Source organism: Actinomycetota bacterium, assembly GCA_004297305.1.
Classification (GTDB): Bacteria; Actinomycetota; Actinomycetes; order S36-B12; family FW305-bin1; genus FW305-bin1.
Genome location: SCTR01000006.1, coordinates 20,918 through 40,302, shown reverse-complemented (window position 1 = coordinate 40,302; position 19,385 = coordinate 20,918). Strand labels below are relative to the sequence as shown.

Here is a 19,385-nt window from a genome sequence, read left to right as displayed (position 1 = left end):
TCGGCGATCAGTCCCGCGCCGGCAGCGGCCGGGTGGCAGGATCGAGTCCCCGTCCCGGCAGCAGGTCGGCCACCAGCGGGAAGACCAGGACGGACAACGCGCCGGCACCGACCAGCGCGGCGGCGTTCTCCGGCAGCATCACCCCGGCGGCCACGCCCAGTCCGGTGACCGCCACGATGATGGGCAGCCCGGTGGCGACGTACAGCGAGAATCGCACTCGCTCGATCAGCAGCGGCATGTCGCGGCGGTACACCAGCAGCTGCGGCGCACCGCGCACCACCAGCAGCAGGACGAAGAACAGCAGCAGCCGCAACGGATTCTCGGCGATGCTGGCCAGGTCGAGGGCGGCACCGGACACCACGAAGAACAGCGGGATGAAGAAGCCGAAGGCAATACCTTCGACCTTGCGGTCCAATCCTTCGCTCTCGGCGGGCGTCCAGAGTTTGAGGATGGCGCCGGCGACGAAGGCGCCGAGGACCACGTCGAGGCCGAACCTGTCGGACAACGCGAGCAGCCCGACGAGCAGGAGGATGGTCCAGCGAACCGGAGTCTGCGAGCTGGTCTCACGGCCCAGTTCCAGGATCGCGCGCAGCCGTTCGCCGACCATCCGACGGGGCACGATCGCGATGGCCACGGCCAGCACGCCGAACAGGGCGAGCACGATGAGCGAGCCCTCCGAGCTGCGGCTGCCGAGGAAGATCGAGATGGCGAGGATGGGGCCGAACTCGCCGGCCGCGCCGGCGCCCATGAAGTAACGACCGAACGGCGTCCGGGTCAGGCCGCGGTCGCGCAGCATGGGCAGCAGCGTCCCGAGTGCGGTGCTGGTCAAGGCGATGGCGACGCCGACCGAGTCCGACACGACCCCAGTCGCGGTGAGGACGACGGCGGTGACGCCGGCGAGGACGAGGGAGGCCAGCCACCCCAGGCCGCCGAGCAGCCCCTCGCGGTCGCGTGCCAGCCGCGGGTCGAGTTCGTACCCGGCCACGAAGAACAGGAAGCCGAGCCCCAGGTTCTGCAGCAAGGTCACCGCGTCGGTGATCTCGATCAGGTCGAGGGCGCTGGGACCAGCCAGTGCCCCCAACGCCAGGAGCAGGACTACTTCGGCGACTCTGAGCCGGAAGAACCCCACGAGCAGTGGGGTGACCGCGGCGATGAGCGCGACGACGAAGACCGAGGTGAGGTCCTGGTCGAGCTCCATCCGCGGACTGTAGCGATCGTCGCCCCGCCGTACGGCCGGTCCGCTTCAGCCGTACGTCAGCGCCCAGTGTCGGTCCAGTGTTGCGCGCCTTGTGGTCGCTATCTCGGCCGCTTCGCCGCCTCATAGCGACACTTCGGCGCGCAAAGCGAAACCGTCGGCGGTGGCGCGGAACGCCGCAACGTTCGGTGGCCGGGTCAGCGGGCGATGGCGTCGAACAGCAGTGCGGCCCGGATCACCGACAGGTGGGAGTAGGCCTGCGGGTGGTTGCCCAGTGACCGGCCGCGTACGCCGTCGTACTGCTCCGGCAGCAGCCCGGTCGGGCCCGCCGTCGCCAGCATCGCCTCGAACAGTTGCTCGGCGTCCTCGTGGCGGCCTACGGCCAGGTACGCCTCGATCAGCCACCCGGTGCAGATGTGCATCCCGCCTTCGTGGCCGGGCAGTCCGTCGTCGAACAGGTAGCGGTGCACGGTGGGTCCGCGGCGCAACTCCGACTCGACGTGGGCGACCGTCGCCTGGGCGCGGGGGTCGGACCCGTCGAGCATCCCGGACAGGATTACCGCCAGCGTCGCGGCGTCCGCGTCGCGGCTTTCGAAGGCGGTGCCGAAGGCGCCGGTCTGCGGGTCGGTGCCGTGCAGGAACAGGTTCTCCGCGATGCGGTCCCGCAGTTGCTTCCAGTCCGGCCGGTCGACGCCACGCGCAGCTGCCAGCGTCAGGCCGCGATCGACTGTCTGCCAGCACATCACCCGGCTGTGCACGTGGTGCCGGGGGACGTCACGGATCTCCCAGATGCCGTGATCGGGTTCGTACCACCGCGCCTCGACCGCGGCCACCAACTCCTGCGCCAGTAGCCAATCCCGGTCGCTGACCGCTCCACGTTCGTCGGCGAGCACGGCGAGCAGGCTCGCCACCGGGCCGAAGACGTCCAGCTGCAGCTGGCCCTGGGCGGCGTTGGACACCCGGACCGGCCGGCTGCCGGCGTATCCCGGCAGGGTGTCCACGACGGCCTCGGCGCCGAGGGTCCGGCCGAAGATGGTGTACAGCGGGTGTAGCTGCTCGGGCCGGCCCACGGTCTCCAGCACGCCGGCCAGCCAGTCGAGGAAGGCGTCGGCTTCCGCGGTGCTGCCCAACTGCACGAGGGCTTCGACGCTCATCGACGCATCTCGCGGCCAGCAGTAGCGGTAGTCCCAGTTGCGGATGCCGCCGATCTGTTCTGGCAACGACGCGGTCGCGGCAGCCAGGACTGCGCCGGTCGGCTGGTAGCACAACGCCTTGAGCGTCAGTGCCGACCGGACCACGGCCGCCCGCCGGGTCGCCGGCAGGCGGAGCCCGCTCACCCAGGACCGCCAGTACGACTCGGTGCGTGCGCGGCGCTCGGGCTCGGGTTCGGTGCGGTCACTCAGGTCGTCCGTGCCCAGCCGCAGTTCCAGGACGACGGATCCCGCGCCGGGGTCCACCGTCGCCACGGCCGTGTCATGCATGCCGTCGCGGTGGACCTCCCAGTCGAGTCCCGGAGCGTGCAGCACCATCGGCTCCGCGGAGCCGACCACGACCACCCCGTCGGGACCCGGCTGCAGCCGTACCGGGACGCCGCCGAACTCGGGCCGGGGCGCGAACACCACGCGGGCGCGCGCGGTTCCCTGCAGGACGCGGACCAGCCGGGCGTGGCGGCGGGTGCCGTCGTTGGGCGGTTGCACCTCCAGGTAGTCCAGGACGTCCAGGCCGGGCCAGCGGGTGCGCAGCGTCCAGGTGTCCGCGACGTACGCCTGCGCCAGCGGCATCGCCTGCCGGACCGGATGCACCGAGAAGTGGCCGGCTGCCTCCCCGCCCAGCAGGTGGGCGAAGACGGCGGGGCTGTCGGGGTCGGGGTGACACAGCCAGCTGATCGCGCCATGCGGCGTGACCAGGGCCACCGAGGCGCCGTCGGCCAGCAGCGACAAGCGTTCGATCGGGACGGCGTCGACGCCGGTGAGCCACGACAGCCGTTCCTCGACCATCATCGCCAGCAGTCGCGCCACGTCGTGCGGATCGGCGATCCGGTACTGCGCCAGGCTGTCTCCCGGGCCGACCTTGACCGAGATGTCCGGCCCGTGCAGCCGGGCGAAGGCGCGCTCGTCGGTCGCGTCGTCGCCGACGAAGATCGCCGCCGTCGCGCCGGTCCGATGGCGCAGGATGTCGACCGCGGAGCCCTTGTTGGTCTCGACCACGGCGAGTTCGACGACTTCCTTGCCCTTGGTCACATGGACGCCGGGCCAGGTCACCGGGCCCTCGTCGAGGGCCCGCAGGACGGTGGCCGCCGCGTCGGGGTCCGCCCGGCGCACGTGCACCGCGATACTCGCCGGCTTGCGCTCCAGACTGACCCCCGGTACCCCGTCGGTCAGTTCGGCCAGCGACTGGTCTACCCGGCGCAGCAGGGCGGCGTTGTCGTCGTCCATCGCCGTCACGTAGCCGATGTCGAACTCCGAGCCATGACTGCCCACCAGGTGGACCTCGCCCGGCAGCCGGCTGAGCGCCGCGAGGTCACGCAACGACCGGCCGGAGATGACCGCCGCGGTCGTCGACGGCATCGCCGCGAGGTTCCGCAACGCCGTGATCGACTCCGGCAGCGGCCGGGCGTCGGTGGGATTGGGCACGATCGGCGCCAGCGTGCCGTCGTAGTCGCAGCACACCAGCAGGTGCGGAGTCCGGGCCAGTTGCCGTAGTGCTTGTCGCAGTTCACTGTCGAGAGGTTCGGGCCCCTGTTCCGGGCCGCCGGGGGTGGTCACATCCGAAGGATGGATCGTCATTCGTTGATCTCCGCTGCCGTACGTGAGTCGACTGTCTCGTATCGGTTGTGCCCGGCCCGTCGCAGCGCCTCCAGGAACGAGGTGCCCCAACGTTCGACGTCGTTGTCGAACACGGTGGCGCGCATGGATCGCATCCGCCGCATCCGGTCCTCCTGCGGCGCATGGACCGCGTCCAGGATCGCGCGCTTGACCCCCTCGGCATCGTACGGATTCACCAGGTACGCCTCGGACAGTTCTGCGGAAGCGCCGGTGAATTCGCTCAGCACCAGCGCGCCGTCCTCGTCGGTTCGGCAGGCCACGTACTCCTTGCATACCAGGTTCATGCCGTCCCGCAGCGGCGTGACGAGCATGATGTCCGCGGCGACGTAGAACGCGACCAGTTCCTCGCGCGGCATCGACTGGTGCAGGTACCGCACGGGGACCGAGCCGATCGCGCCGTGATCGCCCAGGGCGCGGCCCACGACCAGTTCGATCTCCTGCCGGATCCGCTGGTACTCCTCGACGCCCTCCCGGCTCGGCGTGGCGACCTGGACCAGGGTGACGTCGGTCGGATCGAGGTCGCCGTCGTCGAGCAACTCGGCAAAAGCCTTGAGCCGTACGTCGATTCCCTTGGTGTAGTCCAGCCGGTCGACCCCGAGCAGGATCGTGCCGGGGTTGCCCAGGTCGTGCCGCAACAGGCGGGCCTTTTCGCGGACCTGCGGGTCGCGGGCCAGCGAGTCGAGGCTGCGCGAGTCGATACTGATCGGGAAGGCCCCGACGCGCACCGTCCGGTTGTCGTCCAGTCCGCGGACCTGGACCGAGCCGGACTCCGGCGACAGGCCGCAGAGCCGGTGTGCCAGAACGAGGAAGTTCAGCACGCCTTCTGGCCGGTGGAAGCCGACGAGGTCCGCTCCGAGCATGCCCTCGATGATCTGCCGGCGCCACGGCAGTTGCGCGAACAGTTCGTGCGGCGGGAAGGGGATGTGCAGGAAGAATCCGATGGTGACGTCCGGCCGCACCTGCCGCACGAACTGTGGGACCAGCTGCAGCTGGTAGTCGTGGACCCAGACGGTGGCGCCTGGTGCGGCGACGGCCGCTACCGCGTCGGCGAAGACGCGGTTGACCTGCTGGTAGGCCTCCCAGGTACGCCGGTGGTACACCGGCGCGACGATCGCGTCGTGGTAGAGCGGCCAGATGGTGGCGTTGCAGAACCCTTCGTAGTAGTCCTCGACCTGGCTGCGAGTCAGCGGCACCTCCACCAGGTCGCAGGATCCGACGCGGTCGGGCAACGGCACCGCGTCGGCCGCGTCGTCGGCGAACCGCCCGCTCCAGCCGATCCAGGTGACCGGCCGCTCCCGCAGCAACGGATCCAGCGCGGTGACCAGGCCGCCGGGCGACTGCTCCCAGTGGGTGCTCCCGTCGGGACCCGCCGTGGCGTCGACAGGCAGGCGGTTGGCCACCACGACGACGTCGTTGGCTGACTGGCCCATCGGTGTCCCTTCACTGCCTGCGCCGGTCATCGCCCCACCGTAGAGGCCGGTGTGACGGACGGGGCGGCGTCTGCCGCCACCCGGGTTCATGCCCACTGCGGCCCGGGACCGCACCTGCCGGGTCCCACGGCGGCCGTCTCCTGCCCTGTTACCCTCGGCCCCGCCGCTCCGGTAGCTCAGCTGGCAGAGCGCCCGCCTTGTAAGCGGAAGGTCCTCGGTTCGAATCCGAGCCGGAGCTCCAGATCCGGTCCGGGCCCGTCGTCACCACCTAGGGTGGCCCGGTGGTCGCGGGCGCAATGTCGGCGGTACGACGAGCGCCCTGGGCCGTCGCCGTACCGGCTGTTGGTGCCCTGACGCTGATCCTCACCTGGGGTCGCGAGCTGCCCGTGGCACTGGTGGCCGTTGTCGCGGTCGTCCTGGTGGCCGCGGTGCTCGCCGCGGTTTACCACGCCGAGGTCGTCGCGCTGCGGGTCGGCGAGCCGATGGGGTCGCTCATCCTGGCCGTGGCGGTCACCGTCATCGAGGTCGCGCTCGTGGTGACGCTGATGGTGTCCGGCGGCGACCAGGCCCAGACGCTGGCGCGCGACACCGTCTTCGCCGCCGTGATGATCACGATGAACGGCATCGTCGGCCTGTCCTTGCTGGTCGGTTCGCTGCGGTACGGCGTGGCGCTGTTCAACGCCGAAGGCACCGGTGCCGCCGTCGCCACCGTGGCGTCGCTGGCGACGCTCACGCTGGTCGTCCCGACGTTCACCTCCGGCGCGCCCGGTCCGCAGTTCACCGCCAGCCAGCTGACGTTCGCGGCCATGGCCTCGCTCGTGCTGTACGCGCTCTTCGTGGTGACGCAGACGGGCCGGCACCGCGACTTCTTCCTCCCGGTCGGCGTCGAGGGCACCGACGCCGGACCACCGCACGAGCAGAGCGACGATCACGCCGAGCCGCCGACGACCCGCGCGGCGTGGACCAGTCTCGGTCTGCTGCTGATCGCGCTGGTGGCCGTGATCGGGCTGGCCAAGGTCGAGTCGCCGGCGTTGGAGGCCGGGGTGGCGGCGGTCGGCTTCCCCGCATCGTTCGTCGGCGTGGTGATCGCGCTGGTGGTGCTGCTGCCGGAGACCATCGCCGCGGTGCAGGCCGCGTCGCGCAACCGGGTGCAGATCAGCCTCAACCTCGGATTCGGATCGGCGATGGCCAGCATCGGGCTGACCATCCCGGCGATCGCCGTCGCCTCGATCTGGCTGGACGGCACGCTGTTCCTCGGCCTGGGTCCCACCCAGCTGGTCCTGCTTGCGATGACCGTCGTCGTCACCATCCTCACCGTCGTGCCGGGACGCGCCACCCGGCTGCACGGCGGCGTCCACCTGGTCCTGCTGGCAGCCTTCCTGTTCCTGTCGGTCAATCCCTGACCCGCAGCGGTCGGCGCTGCGGCGCGGTGGGCGAGTTGCGCCAGGGAACCTAGGATGCGAGCGCGCTGGGCACCGGCGGCTGGGCACCGCCGGCCCGGGGAGTGAGGGAGGCCGGTCTTGACGGCGGAGGTGACCGGCTTCCTGGACCTGGGCCTCGTGGCCATCGGCGCCGTGCTGGTGATGATGCTGCTGGTCAACGTCGCATCGCATCAGATGCCGCAGCTCTACCTGTTCTGGTGCCTGGGCGGCTCCGTGGTGGTGCTCGCCATCGGCCTGCTCGACGGCGCGACACTGGGCGACCTCGGCCTTGCGCCGTCGACCTGGCCGGCGGGCCTCATCTGGTCGGCCGTGCTCATCGGGATCGTGCTCGTGGTGTATGCCGTCGGCTTCGCGTGGCGGCGTACCCAGCGGGCCTTCGCCGACCGGCGTATCGCGGCGATGTCGACCCGCCGGGCGATCTGGAACGCCCTGGTCGAACTGCCGTTCGGCACCGTGCTGTTCGAGGAGGTCGCGTTCCGCGGCGTGCTGTACGCCATGCTCGTCTCGCGGTCCGGCGTGCCATGGGCGATCGCGTGGTGCTCGATCCTGTTCGGCCTGTGGCACATCCTGCCGTCGCTGGGTAGCCACGAGTCGAACGCGGCGCTGGGCAACGTTGCCGGCCAGGGGCGCCGGGGCAACGTCGTCGCCGTGGGCCTGTCCGTGCTGGGCACCGGCGCGTTCGGAGTCGTGTTCTGCCTGCTCCGGCAGCTCATCGGCAGCCTGTTCCCGCCGATGGCACTGCACTGGGCGCTCAACGGCTGGGGTTACGTCTTCGCCCGGCACGCCTCCCGTCGCCAGCAGTGATCGTCGGCCATCCTGACGGCGTGACCCGGCAGCAGCCGCAGCGGCGGGCCCGGTGGTTCCGGGCGTACGAGCGCCACAGCCAGTACCCGATGTTCCTGCTCGCGGTGTTGTTCTGCGTCGGTCTGGTCCTGCTGCTGGACAGCGGCGGAGACAGCGCCTCCGCGCGCAGCCTGCTGCTGCTGTGTTGGCTGGGGTTCTTCCTCGACTACGGCCTGTCGTTGCTGCTGACCGACGACCGGCTCGGCTACATCCGGCGCAATCCGTTGGCACTGATCGCCCTGATCATCCCGGCGCTGCGGATCCTGCTGCTCGGCCGGGCGTTCAAGATCCTCACCCGGGATGCGCCGGCACGGTTCGCGCAACGGGTCCAGTTCGTGGCGGTGTATCTCACGACGCTCGTGGTGTTCTTCGCCGCGGTGCTCGTGCTGGTCGCCGAGCGCAACGCGCCCGGCGCCAACATCACGACGTTCGGCAATGCGTTGTGGTGGGCACTGGTGACGATTCCCACCGTCGGGTACGGCGACTACTACCCGATCACGTTCTTCGGCCGCGCGGTTGCCGTCGCCCTGTTCTTCAACGGCGTCGCGCTGCTGTCGATCGTCACCGCCACGCTCTCGCAGCGGTTCCTGGACCGGCGCAGCCGCCGTGCCGGCATGGTCGAGTCCGGCGGGCCGCAGGCCGGCGGCGTGACGGACGGCGAGCGCGACGAGCTGCCGGTGGCCGACGCCATCGCCCGGCTGGAGGCGGTGGCCGCCCGGCTGGAGGCGCTGGCTGCCCGGCCGGGCCGGCTGGGGACCGGCGAGGGTGAATGACAGCGGTGGCATTCGGCTCTAGCATGCGCTCGACGCCTGGCTGAGCGACGCTCCCGCCGGGCGGCGCACGACGTGACCGACCGGCGCACTGTGATCGAGCGGGACGGTCACGACCAGGGCACGAGCACGATCACAGGTTCGACCGATCACCGGTACGACGACGAGCTGGAGACCGCATGGACGCCGCCCGATCCTCCGTCGACGCCGTCGGCGCGGACGAGGGACTGGGTGCGCGCGAGCGCGCGATCCTCGAGTTCGAGCGGCAGTGGTGGAAGTACGCCGGTGCCAAGGAGCAGGCGATCCGGGAGCTGTTCGACATGAGCGCCACGCGCTACTACCAGCTCCTGAACGCCCTCATCGACGATCCGGCCGCGCTGGCCTTCGACCCCATGCTGGTCAAGCGGTTGCGCCGGATGCGCGCAGCGCGCCAGCGGGCCCGGTCGGCGCGACGCCTCGGCATCGACCTGTAGCCGGACCGATAGACGGCCCACGACGGTCCGATCGTCCCAGCCCCGATCACGCGCCGGACCTGGGATGATCGCCGCGTGAAGGCCCCACAGCGGTCGCCGCACCAGTCGCAGCCGGCCATCGTGCTGCCTGATGCCACGCCGACGGACGCCCCGCCGGCCGGGTCCTGGTCGGCGGATGCCGCCGCTGCCGGACCTGACGGCGTACCGGGCCCGCTGTCCACCGGTGCTCCCGGTGCCCCTGCCCGGCCGACCGTCGTCATCTCGCATCCGGTCCGGGCGCGCCGCGGCGCGAGCCCGGCGCTGCAGCTCGTACTGGTGATCGTCCTGCTGGCCGCTGCGGCCTCGGCGTTGACGGTGGCCTGGCGCGACGTCCCGGTACGGCGGGAGCTGCGGACGGCCGCCGACCAGTCGGCGCTGACCGCGCGCGCTCCCGCCGGCAGTTCGGTGCCCGCCGGTACCGCGGCCACCCCGACCGCCGTACCGTCCGGCGCCACGCCGACGGCCTCGCCGACCGCATCGACGGCGCCGGGCACGGGGACGCCACCGGCCGCCCCCGGGCTTGCCGAGACCGGCCCCGACCGCTCCGTGCCGGTCGTGGTGCGCAACGGGACGCACACCACCGGCCTGGCCGCCGCTGTCGCGGCCCAGCTCCGACGGGCCGGCTGGAAGGTGATCGAGGTGGGCAACCAGCGGCCCGTGGTGGGGGCCACGAAGGTCCTTGCGGTCGGCCACGACGCGGCGACCCAGACGCTGCAACGCGACCTGGGCAGGGGCTATCCCACGGCGAGCCCGGCGTCGTCGGCGACCGCCGGCCGGATCGTGCTGGTGCTCGGCCCGGACTACCGCAAGCGCTAGTCGCCCAGCCGGTTTCCCGCGCAGCTGGCTTCCGGCCCGCCCGCCCGGTTCCTGCCCAGCCGGGGTCCTGTCGACCGGCCCGGCGTCGGTCAGCTTCTGGCGGAGTCGTGGTCTCCGGCGTACTCGGCGATCTCCAGCAGCGGCGGTCGTTCCAGCGCGCTCACCTCGTGGTCGACGACGATCAGACCGCCGGGACCCCGCTCGAACTGGGCGAGCCCGTCGCCGGGGCGGCCGAGCCGGCCGTCGGGGTCGAGCCGGGCCAGCGCCGTCCGCCAGATCTCCGCGGCCATCCGCCCCAACCGCGGCTCGTCGTGATGGCGGTGCATCCGTACCCCGAGGTCGACCTGGGCCAGCGCGTCGAGGCCGAGGACTTCGGCGGCGTCGACCAGCAGGGCGAACTCCACGCCGTAGCCGCAGGGGAAGGGCAGGACCTCCAGCAGCGACCGTCGGGCGGCGTACTCGCCGGCCAACGGTTGGGCGACCCCGGACAGGTGTGGCCAGTGCAGGTTGAGCAGGGGCCGCGCGACCAATTCGGTGACCCGGCCGCCGCCCGCGGTGACCGTGCCGCCGGGGCTGACCAGTGGGCGCTCGTACATCGCCTTGACCAGCGCCACGGACGGATCGGTGAGCAGCGGGCCGAGCAGCCCGGTGATATACGCCGGGGTGAACGACCGCAGGTCGGCGTCGACGAACACGACGATGTCGCCGTCGGTGGCCGCGACGGCCCGCCACATCGCCTCACCCTTCCCCCGGACCGCGGGGATGCGGGCCAGCACGTCGTCGCGGTGGACGACGCGGGCGCCAGCCGCCGCGGCGACCGCGGCGGTCGCGTCCGAGCTGCCGGAGTCCAGCACGACGAGGTCGTCGACCAGCGGGACGGAATCCGGTCCGGTGGACCGTCCAGCGCCGCTGGGCGCCGCCATGAGGTGGTCGCGGATGGCCGCGACGATCACGCCGACGGTCTCCTGCTCGTTGAGCGCCGGGAGCACCACGCTGACGCGGGTCGAACCCTTGCTGCGGCGGACCAGCTCCGCAGGCCAGTCCTGCGCCCGCGACGTACGACGGGCGAACCAGGCGGCGGCGTCCTCGCGCACGTTTTCCCCTTCCGGTCGTGCGGTCGGCGTCGGGTACAGTGTGGGGGCTGAACGCCACCGGCCCGCGACCGGTCCCTGTCGACCGATCCGGACCGACGGCGTTCTGACGTCGAGACCGGTTGCGGCCGACACAATTGAAGATCGCTCATCCAGAGGGGCAGAGGGATACGGCCCGGTGAAGCCCCGGCAACCACGCCAGACGGCGGAAGGTGCCAAGTCCGTCCTCGGCGTGGTGCCGGGGGAAGATGAGGAGAGGCTCTGTCCGTGACCAGCGTCGTTGACCCCGACCTGCGGTTGGCCCCCGATTTCGGGCCCGCATCCCACCTGACCTGTCGCGAGTGTTCGGCCACCTTCGAGCTGGGCGCGGCGTACGCCTGTGCCGAGTGCTTCGGCCCGCTGGAGGTGTCCTACCGGTTCACCGACGTGAGCCGGGCCCGGATCGAGGCCGGGCCGCCCTCACTGTGGCGCTACTCCTGTCTGCTGCCGGTCGCGTCGTACGCCGCGGACGAGCCCAACCTGCATCCGGGGCTGACCCGCCTCGTGCGGGCCGACTCGCTGGCCCGGGCGCTCGGCATGACCGGCACGCTGTGGGTGAAGGACGAGAGTGCCAACCCGACCCACTCCTTCAAGGACCGCGTCGTGGCCGTGGCGCAGTCCGCGGCCCGCCGGCTCGGGTTGACGACCCTGTCGTGCGCCTCGACGGGCAACCTGGCCCATGCCGTCGCCGCGGCGGCCGCGCGGGGCGGGCAGCGGTCCGTCGTGGTCATCCCCGCGGATCTGGAGGCCGGCAAGGTCGTCGCGACCGCGTCGTACGGCGGTCAGCTGCTGGCCGTCGAGGGCACGTACGACGACGTCAACCGGCTGTGCAGCGAACTGATCGGCGACCCGCTGACCGACGACTGGGGCTTCGTCAACGTCAACCTGCGGCCGTACTACGCCGAGGGCTCCAAGACGCTGGGCTACGAGATCGCCGAACAGCTCGGCTGGCGGCTGCCGTCGCAGGTGGTCATCCCCGTCGCGTCCGGTGCGCTGCTGACCAAGGTGGACAAGGGCTGGCGCGAACTGGTCGAACTCGGCCTGGTCGCCGACTCGCCGTACCGGGTGTTCGGGGCCCAGGCCAGCGGCTGTTCTCCGGTGGCGCAGGCATTCGACGCCGGCGCGGACGTGGTACGCCCGGTGCGGCCGGACACCATCGCCAAGTCGCTGGCCATCGGCAACCCGGCCGACGGGCCTTACGCGCTGGACGCGGTGCGCCGTACGGGGGGCGCCGTGGCGGCGGTGAGCGACGAGGAGATCGTCGAGGGCATCCGGCTGCTGGCCGAGACCGAAGGGATCTTCGCGGAGACCGCCGGTGGGGTCACCGTCGCGACGCTGCGCCGGCTGATCGCCGACGGCCGGCTCGACCCGGCCGCCGAGACCGTGGTCTGCAACACCGGCGACGGCCTCAAGACGCTGGAGGCCGTCAGCCCCGCCGTCGGGCCGACAGCTACGATCCGGCCGCAGGTGGCCGAGGTCGTCGCCGCACTGGGTAGGGCACAGTCCGGAGGAACTGCATGAGCGTCACCGTCCGAATCCCGACGATCCTGCGCACGTACACCGGCGGCGCTGCCGAGGTCTCGGTGGACCCGGCCGGTCAGGATGCGGGCGAGACGCTGCAAGGGGTGCTCGACGCGCTGGAGGCGCAGGCACCCGGCATCCGGGCCCGGGTGCTCGACGACACCGGCCGACTTCGGCGTTTCGTCAACGTGTACGTCGATGACGACGACGTCCGCTTCGCCGAGGGCCTGGCGACCGCGACGCCGACCGGGACGTCGGTCTCGGTCATTCCCGCCGTCGCCGGCGGCTGAGGGTCGCGGTCCCGCGGCTGACGGTCGCGGTCACGGCAGGGGATCTAGCGGTCCACGTGGGACTGCCGGGCGACCTCGTCCTCGCCGATGACGTGCATCGCCGCTGTCTCCGCAGCGACGTCGTCGAACCCTGAATCCGTCGCGTCGGTCTCGGTCTCGTACTCCTCGGCGAGGTCGCCGGCCAGCGCGGTCGCCACTTCGTCGCCGCGTTCGCCGGCATGGCCGTACGCCGCTTCCCCGTAGGGCTCGTGGCCGATACCGGTTCCGGCGTACTCACTCTCGCCGTACCCCGGCTCGTCGTCGGTGGCCAGCGTGTCCTCGGCCCTGTCATCGCTGGTCAGGTCGTCGCTGGTCAGGTCGTCGCTGGTCGGGTCGTCACGGCCGGACGGCTGGGCCCCGCCGGTGGGTTCGGTCATCGTGCTCCCTCCCCGCCGGCCACGCGGCCGGCGACTGCGTCTGGCCGACATCCTCAACCGGCCCGCCGAGCCGCGCCAGCGCTGCGCCGGCCTCGGCGGACTCGCTTGCACTCGCCGGTGTCGAGTGCTAATCATGTCGTTAGCACTCGGCAGGTCCGAGTGACAACCATGCTTCGGTCGCCTGGCGTCCGAGCACAGTTCGCACCGGCCGGCGAGGCCCGGGGACCGCAGCGGCAGGGATGCCGCGGTCGACGGGTCGTCCGTCGCGGGCGCCGCCCGGTGAGCATCCCAGCCGTTCCGGGAGGAACCCCACCCCATGGCAAAGATCATCGCGTTCGACGAGGACGCGCGCCGCTCGCTCGAGCGGGGCATGAACACCCTGGCCGACGCGGTCAAGGTGACCCTCGGCCCGAAGGGCCGCAACGTCGTCCTGGAGAAGAAGTGGGGCGCGCCCACCATCACCAACGACGGCGTCTCCATCGCCAAGGAGATCGAGCTCGAGGACCCCTACGAGAAGATCGGGGCCGAGCTGGTCAAGGAGGTCGCCAAGAAGACCGACGACGTCGCCGGTGACGGCACGACGACGGCGACCGTGCTGGCCCAGGCGCTGGTCCGTGAGGGCCTGCGCAACGTCGCGGCCGGCGCCAACCCGATGTCGCTGAAGAAGGGCATCGAGAAGGCAGTCGAGGCCGTCAGCTCGCAGCTGCTGTCGCTGGCCAAGGAGGTCGAGACCAAGGCGGAGATCGCCTCGACCGCTTCGATCTCCGCTGCCGACGCCGAGGTCGGCGAGATCATCGCCGAGGCGATGGACAAGGTCGGTCGCGAGGGCGTCATCACCGTGGAGGAGAGCAACACCTTCGGCCTGGAGCTCGAGCTCACCGAGGGCATGCGCTTCGACAAGGGCTATGTCTCGCCGTACTTCGTCACCGACGCCGAACGCATGGAGGCGGTGCTCGAGGACCCGTACGTCCTCATCGCCAACTCCAAGATCTCGGCGGTCAAGGACCTGCTGCCGATCCTCGAGAAGGTCATGCAGTCGGGCAAGCCGCTCGTGGTCCTTTCCGAGGACGTCGAGGGCGAGGCGCTCGCGACGCTGGTCGTCAACAAGATCAAGGGCACCTTCCGCTCGGTTGCCGTCAAGGCCCCCGGCTTCGGTGACCGCCGCAAGGCGATGCTGCAGGACATCGCGATCCTGACCGGTGGCCAGGTCGTGTCCGAGGAGGTCGGCCTGAAGCTCGACGGCATCGGGCTGGACCTGCTGGGTCGGGCCCGCAAGGTCGTGGTGACCAAGGACGAGACCACGATCGTCGAGGGTGCCGGTGACGCCGAGCAGATCCAGGGCCGGGTGAACCAGATCCGCGCCGAGATCGAGAAGAGCGACTCGGACTACGACCGCGAGAAGCTGCAGGAGCGGTTGGCCAAGCTGGCCGGCGGTGTCGCGGTCATCAAGGCCGGGGCCGCGACCGAGGTCGAGCTCAAGGAGCGCAAGCACCGCATCGAGGACGCGGTGCGCAACGCCAAGGCCGCTGTCGAGGAGGGCATCGTCGCCGGTGGCGGTGTCGCGCTGCTGCAGGCGTCGGTCCCGGCGTTCGCCTCTCTGGAGCTGGACGGCGACGAGGCGACGGGTGCCGGGATCGTCCGGGTTGCCGTCGAGGCGCCGCTGAAGCAGATCGCGATCAACGCCGGTCTCGAAGGCGGCGTCGTGGTGGAGAAGGTGCGCAACCTCGAGCCGGGTTGGGGCCTCAACGCCGCGACCGGTGAGTACGTCGACCTGCTCAAGGCCGGCATCATCGACCCCGCCAAGGTGACCCGTTCGGCGTTGCAGAACGCCGCTTCGATCGCCGGGTTGTTCCTCACCACCGAAGCCGTGATCGCCGACAAGCCGGAGAAGACGGCCCCGGCGATGCCGGGTGGCGACGGCGGCATGGGCGGGATGGACTTCTGAGGACGAGCGAGCGGAGGTAGGCCCCCGCGTAAGCCGGGGTCTGCCGAAGTGAGTGAGGACGAGGGAGTCCCGAGTGGCGACTTCTGAGGACGAGCGAGCGGAGGTAGGCCCCCGCGTAAGCCGGGGTCTGCCGAAGTGAGTGAGGACGAGGGAGTCCCGAGTGGCGACTTCTGAGGACGAGCGAGCGGAGACAGGCCCCTGGTGTGAGCGGGGGTCTGCCGACGTGAGTCAGGACGACGAGGTCCGCAGCGAACGCTGAGTCCGTCGTACGACGAACACCGCCTGGGGCGGTGGCCTGGATTTCCCGGGCCACCGCCCCACGGCATTTCCGAGGTCGCTGCATTTCCGAGGTCGCTGCATTTCCCGTGCGCTGAATTTCCTGTGCTCACTGCATTTCGTGTGGCCACGGCACTTTCTGGCCGCGTCATTCTCGGTGGCCGCGGCGGTGGTGCCATGGCGTTCTGTTCGCCGGGTGGGGCCGAAGGGTTCGGCTGTGCCGCGCGGTACTGTCGCGGTGCCGGGCCGGACTGCGGCCCCGGCCTGTTGGCTTCGCCGTCACTGTCGGCGAGGGTCGTCGCGACGCAAGCGAGGTGCGGTGAGCATGGCGGAGTATTCGACGCTGATTCTGTCGGTGGAAGCGCCGGTGGCGAGGCTGACGCTGAATCGACCGGACCGGTTGAACACGATGTCGCGGACGATGGTCCGCGAGGTCAAGGCGGCCCTGCAGACCGTCGCCGAGCGGTCCGATGTCCGGGTGCTGGTACTGACCGGGGCCGGCTCCATGTTCTGTCCCGGTGCGGACATGAAGGCCGTCGCCGCCGGCGACGAGCTCGGCGACCGCTTGGAACCAGACGACTTCCTCGTCACGACGCTGCTGCACCACATGCCGCAGGTGACGGTCGCAGCGATCAACGGGGCGTGCGCAGGAGCGGGCCTGGGCTGGGCGGCAGCGTGTGACCTGCGGCTTGCCACCCGGCGCGCGAAGTTCAATACCGCTTTCCTCGACGTCGCGGTGGCCGGCGACATGGGCCTGCCGTGGTCGCTGCCCCGGCTGATCGGGGCAGGTCGCGCTCGCGAGTTGTGCATGATGCCGGGCAAGTTCGACGCCGACGAGGCGCTGCGACTCGGGCTGGTCGCGCGGGTCTTCGACGACGCCGTCTTCGCCGAGGAGGTCGAGGCGGTCATCGCCCGGCTGGCGGCCGCCGCACCGTTCGCGCTGACCACGATGAAGTCGAACTTCGTGGAAGCGGAGCGTCGTGATTTCGACTCGTTCATCCTGCTGGAGAGCGAGCGTCACCTGCACCTGTTCACCCTTCCCGATACGCAGGAGGGTTTCGCCGCTCGGGTGGAAGGCCGCGCCGCACAGTTCTCGGCGACGTGATCGTCAACCGCCCGGGGGCGGCACGGTTCGTGCCGTCCCCGGGCGGTTGCTAGTTCGGCGAGTCCTCGACGCCGAGGTCGCCGGCGTCGACGATCCGGTAGGCGTAGCCCTGTTCGGTGAGGAACCGCTGCCGGTGCGCGGCGAACTCCGCGTCCACGGTGTCGCGGGCGACCACCGTGTAGAAGCGGGCCGTCCGCCCGTCGGACTTCGGCCGCAGGATCCGGCCGAGTCGCTGGGCCTCCTCCTGCCGCGACCCGAATGAGCCGGAGACCTGGATCGCCACGGTGGCGTCGGGGAGATCGAGCGAGAAGTTGGCGACCTTCGACACGATCAGTGTCGTCACCTCGCCGGAGCGGAACGCTTCGAAGAGCCGTTCTCGCTCCCGCACCGTGGTTTCTCCGGTCACCACGGGCGCCCCCAGCGCCGTACCGAGATCGGCCAGTTGGTCCAGGTACTGGCCGATGACCAGGATCTGTTCGCCGCGATGCTGATCGACCAGGTCGGTCACCACCGGGATCTTGACCGGGTTGGCGGCAGCCAGCCGGTATCGATCCTCCGGTTCGGCTGTGGCGTAGGCGATCCGGTCGGGTCCAGGAAGGGTGACCCGGACTTCGACGCAGTCCGCCGGGGCGATCCAGCCCTGCGCCTCGATCTCCCGCCAGGGTGCGTCGTACCGCTTGGGACCGATCAGGCTGAAGACCTCCGCCTCGTGGCCGTCCTCACGGATCAGGGTGGCGGTGAGGCCGAGTCGCCGCCGCGCCTGGATGTCCGCGGTGAAACGGAAGATCGGCGCCGGGAGGAGGTGGACCTCGTCGTAGATGATCAGACCCCAGTCGCGGGCGTCGAAGACCTCGAGGTGCTGGTACACGCCCTTGCGGCGCGTGGTCATCACCTGGTACGTCGCGATGGTGACCGGGCGCAACTGCTTGCGGGAGCCCGAATACTCCCCGATCTCGTCGTCGGTCAGGGTGGTACGGCGCAACAGTTCTGAACGCCACTGCCGCGCTGACACCGTGTTGGTGACCAGGATCAGCGTGGTGGCCTGGGCCCTCGCCATGGCGGCCGCCCCGACGATGGTCTTGCCGGCGCCGCAGGGCAGTACGACGACGCCGGAACCGCCGTGCCAGAAGTTCTCGGCCGCCTCCTGTTGATACGGCCGCAGCGACCAGCCGGACTCGGCCAGCGAGATCGGGTGCGCTTCGCCGTCGACGTAGCCGGCGAGGTCCTCGGCCGGCCAGCCCAGCCGCAGCAGCACCTGCTTGAGATGGCCGCGTTCGCTGGGATGGACCACGACGGCGTCGGAGTCGATACGCGCACCCACCAGGGGGGTGATCTTGGCGCTGCGGAGCACCTCTTCGAGGACCGCGCGATCGGTGGTCTGCAGCAGCAGGCCGTGGCTGGGATGGTTCACCAACCGGAGCCGGCCGTAGCGGTCCATGGTCTCGGCGACGTCGACGAGGACGGCGTGGGCGACCGGATACCGGCTGTAGGACAGCAGGACATCGATGACCTGCTCGGCGTCGTGGCCGGCCGCCCGGGCGTTCCACAGCCCGAGGGGAGTGAGCCGATAGGTGTGGACGTGCTCGGGAGCGCGTTCCAGCTCGGCGAAGGGGGCTATCGCGCGGCGGCAGTCGTCGGCGCGATCGTGATCGACCTCCAGCAGCAGGGTCTTGTCGCTCTGGACGATCAATGGGCCGTCGGTCACCGCGTCATTGTCGCCGACGTGGATAGATTGACGTCATGCGCGTGGAGGCCGTCGAGCTCTTCCGCGTTTCGCTGCCATTCCGCGAACCGCTCCGGCTGCCCACCGCGACGTGGTACGAGCGGGACACCGTCCTGCTCCGGCTGCGGTGCTCTGACGGCGTGGAGGGGTGGGGTGAGGCCGCCGCACCGATGGCGCCGTTCTCCAACCACGAATACACCGACGGTGTCATCGACGTGCTGCGCAGCTTCATGCTGCCGGTGTTGTGGTCGGTAGGCGACACGGTCACCGCGACGTCGTTGGCGGCGGCGACCGCGGTGTTCCCCGCGCATCCCCGCGCGAGAGGCGCCCTGCAACAGGCTGTCCTGGACGCCGAACTGCGGCGGCAGGGTCAATCGCTGGCCGCGCACCTCGGCGTCGTGGCGACTCGGGGAGTGGGCAAGGCCACCGTCTCGCTGCCGGCCGATGGGCAGGTCGACGGCGTCCTGCAGACCGTGGCCAGGTTCGTGGACGCCGGGTACCGCAGCATCCGTATCGCCATCCGGCCGGGCTGGGATCTCGTTCCGGTCGCCGCCGTCCGCAGCGCCTGGCCGGATCTGACCCTGTCGGTGGACGCCTGGGGGGCCTACCCACCGGAGGCGATCGACACGGTTGCGGCGCTCGACAGTTTCGGCCTCGAGCACGTCGAGCAACCGTTCGCGGCGGACGAACTCACCGCCCATGCCGCCCTGGCGAAACGGATGCAGACCCCGGTGATGCTCGATGAGTCGGTGCGCAGTCTGGGCACGGTGCGCTCGGTCATCGCCCTCGGCGCGGCCGACAAGATCTCGGCGAAGCCGAGCGGCGTCGGTGGGATCGGACACGCCGTGGAGGTTCACGACCTCTGCGTGCAGGCGGGGATCCCGTTCGTGGTCAACGACATGCTGCAGTCGGGGATCGGGCGTTCGGCGGCCCTGGTGTTGTCGGGGTTGCCTGGTTGCACGGCCAGCGAGATCTGCCAGGGCAGCATGGTCTTCGCCTCGGACGTCACGGTGCGGGACGAACCTCCCGATGGCGTGCTGCGGATCCCGCATACCGTCGGTGCGGCCGTCCATCCGGAGCCTGACCTGCTGATGACCGCGACGCGCTGGCACGAAGAGCAGTTGCGTCCCTGACTTAGCCGGAGTC

The 19,385-nt window shown here is 70.8% G+C and carries 16 protein-coding genes, 1 tRNA gene and 1 riboswitch; of the genes, 11 read left to right on the top strand and 6 right to left on the bottom strand.

The features are described from left to right. Positions 1-7: 7 nt before the first annotated feature. The 3 genes from EPO13_02945 to EPO13_02935 form a co-directional block, all read right to left on the bottom strand. Positions 8-1,198 (bottom strand): cation:proton antiporter, encoded by a 1,191-nt coding sequence (locus tag EPO13_02945; protein TAK69960.1) that lies wholly within the window; start codon positions 1,196-1,198, stop codon positions 8-10. A gap of 194 nt (positions 1,199-1,392) precedes the next feature. Continuing rightward, the gene (otsB, locus tag EPO13_02940; protein TAK69959.1) at positions 1,393-3,981 is read right to left on the bottom strand and encodes a trehalose-phosphatase; all 2,589 of its coding nucleotides are present in this window, start codon (positions 3,979-3,981) and stop codon (positions 1,393-1,395) included. Then, positions 3,978-5,540, bottom strand: coding sequence for a trehalose-6-phosphate synthase (locus tag EPO13_02935; GenBank protein ID TAK69958.1), 1,563 nt, complete (start codon positions 5,538-5,540; stop codon positions 3,978-3,980). The genes otsB and EPO13_02935 overlap by 4 nt, the downstream gene beginning before the upstream one ends. A 75-nt stretch (positions 5,541-5,615) precedes the next feature. Between EPO13_02935 and EPO13_02930 the strand changes: the two genes are divergently transcribed. The 6 genes from EPO13_02930 to EPO13_02905 all read left to right on the top strand — a co-directional run bounded on the left by EPO13_02930 (position 5,616) and on the right by EPO13_02905 (position 9,833). Beyond that, a tRNA-Thr gene (locus tag EPO13_02930) sits at positions 5,616-5,691 on the top strand. 55 nt (positions 5,692-5,746) lie between these two features. Next, positions 5,747-6,853 carry an ionic transporter y4hA gene (locus EPO13_02925; protein TAK70426.1) on the top strand — a complete coding sequence of 369 codons (1,107 nt, stop codon included), beginning with the start codon at positions 5,747-5,749 and terminating at the stop codon, positions 6,851-6,853. Between the two features lie 117 nt (positions 6,854-6,970). Further along, on the top strand, positions 6,971-7,696 hold the full coding sequence (locus EPO13_02920; GenBank protein ID TAK69957.1) for a CPBP family intramembrane metalloprotease: 726 nt from the start codon (positions 6,971-6,973) through the stop codon (positions 7,694-7,696). Positions 7,697-7,716: 20 nt separating this feature from the next. After that, on the top strand, positions 7,717-8,508 hold the full coding sequence (locus tag EPO13_02915; GenBank protein ID TAK69956.1) for a two pore domain potassium channel family protein: 792 nt from the start codon (positions 7,717-7,719) through the stop codon (positions 8,506-8,508). A 176-nt stretch (positions 8,509-8,684) separates the two neighbouring features. Then, positions 8,685-8,978, top strand: a complete 294-nt coding sequence (locus EPO13_02910) for a DUF3263 domain-containing protein (GenBank protein TAK69955.1) — start codon at positions 8,685-8,687, stop codon at positions 8,976-8,978. A 75-nt stretch (positions 8,979-9,053) separates the two neighbouring features. Next, entirely contained in the window at positions 9,054-9,833 is a 780-nt protein-coding gene (locus EPO13_02905) for a hypothetical protein (protein ID TAK69954.1), read from the top strand. Positions 9,834-9,922: 89 nt separating this feature from the next. Here EPO13_02905 and EPO13_02900 read toward each other — a convergent pair whose 3' ends face one another. Beyond that, positions 9,923-10,927: a glucosyl-3-phosphoglycerate synthase gene (locus EPO13_02900; GenBank protein TAK69953.1), complete on the bottom strand. Its 1,005-nt coding sequence runs from the start codon at positions 10,925-10,927 to the stop codon at positions 9,923-9,925. A 142-nt stretch (positions 10,928-11,069) separates the two neighbouring features. Then, positions 11,070-11,179: riboswitch (SAM riboswitch) on the top strand. 12 nt (positions 11,180-11,191) lie between these two features. Here EPO13_02900 and EPO13_02895 point away from each other — a divergent pair. After that, positions 11,192-12,484 carry a threonine synthase gene (locus tag EPO13_02895; GenBank protein TAK69952.1) on the top strand — a complete coding sequence of 431 codons (1,293 nt, stop codon included), beginning with the start codon at positions 11,192-11,194 and terminating at the stop codon, positions 12,482-12,484. Further along, a complete protein-coding gene (locus EPO13_02890) occupies positions 12,481-12,774 on the top strand; it encodes a molybdopterin synthase sulfur carrier subunit (GenBank protein TAK69951.1) in 294 nt (97 codons plus the stop codon). The genes EPO13_02895 and EPO13_02890 overlap by 4 nt, the downstream gene beginning before the upstream one ends. 44 nt (positions 12,775-12,818) lie before the next feature. On the opposite strand, the gene EPO13_02885 is transcribed toward EPO13_02890, so the two are convergent. Beyond that, a complete protein-coding gene (locus tag EPO13_02885; protein TAK69950.1) occupies positions 12,819-13,190 on the bottom strand; it encodes a hypothetical protein in 372 nt (123 codons plus the stop codon). Positions 13,191-13,506: 316 nt separating this feature from the next. Here EPO13_02885 and groL point away from each other — a divergent pair, with 316 nt between their 5' ends. Both groL and EPO13_02875 read left to right on the top strand, forming a co-directional pair. After that, the gene (groL, locus tag EPO13_02880; GenBank protein TAK69949.1) at positions 13,507-15,135 is read left to right on the top strand and encodes a chaperonin GroEL; all 1,629 of its coding nucleotides are present in this window, start codon (positions 13,507-13,509) and stop codon (positions 15,133-15,135) included. 601 nt (positions 15,136-15,736) lie between these two features. Beyond that, positions 15,737-16,516, top strand: a complete 780-nt coding sequence (locus tag EPO13_02875; protein TAK69948.1) for an enoyl-CoA hydratase/isomerase family protein — start codon at positions 15,737-15,739, stop codon at positions 16,514-16,516. 49 nt (positions 16,517-16,565) lie between these two features. Here the strand turns inward: EPO13_02875 and EPO13_02870 are convergent, their stop codons facing one another. Then, a complete protein-coding gene (locus tag EPO13_02870; protein TAK69947.1) occupies positions 16,566-18,221 on the bottom strand; it encodes a DEAD/DEAH box helicase in 1,656 nt (551 codons plus the stop codon). A 35-nt stretch (positions 18,222-18,256) separates the two neighbouring features. On the opposite strand from EPO13_02870, the gene EPO13_02865 reads away from it, so the two are divergent. Then, positions 18,257-19,372: an o-succinylbenzoate synthase gene (locus EPO13_02865; protein ID TAK69946.1), complete on the top strand. Its 1,116-nt coding sequence runs from the start codon at positions 18,257-18,259 to the stop codon at positions 19,370-19,372. Positions 19,373-19,385: the final 13 nt, after the last annotated feature.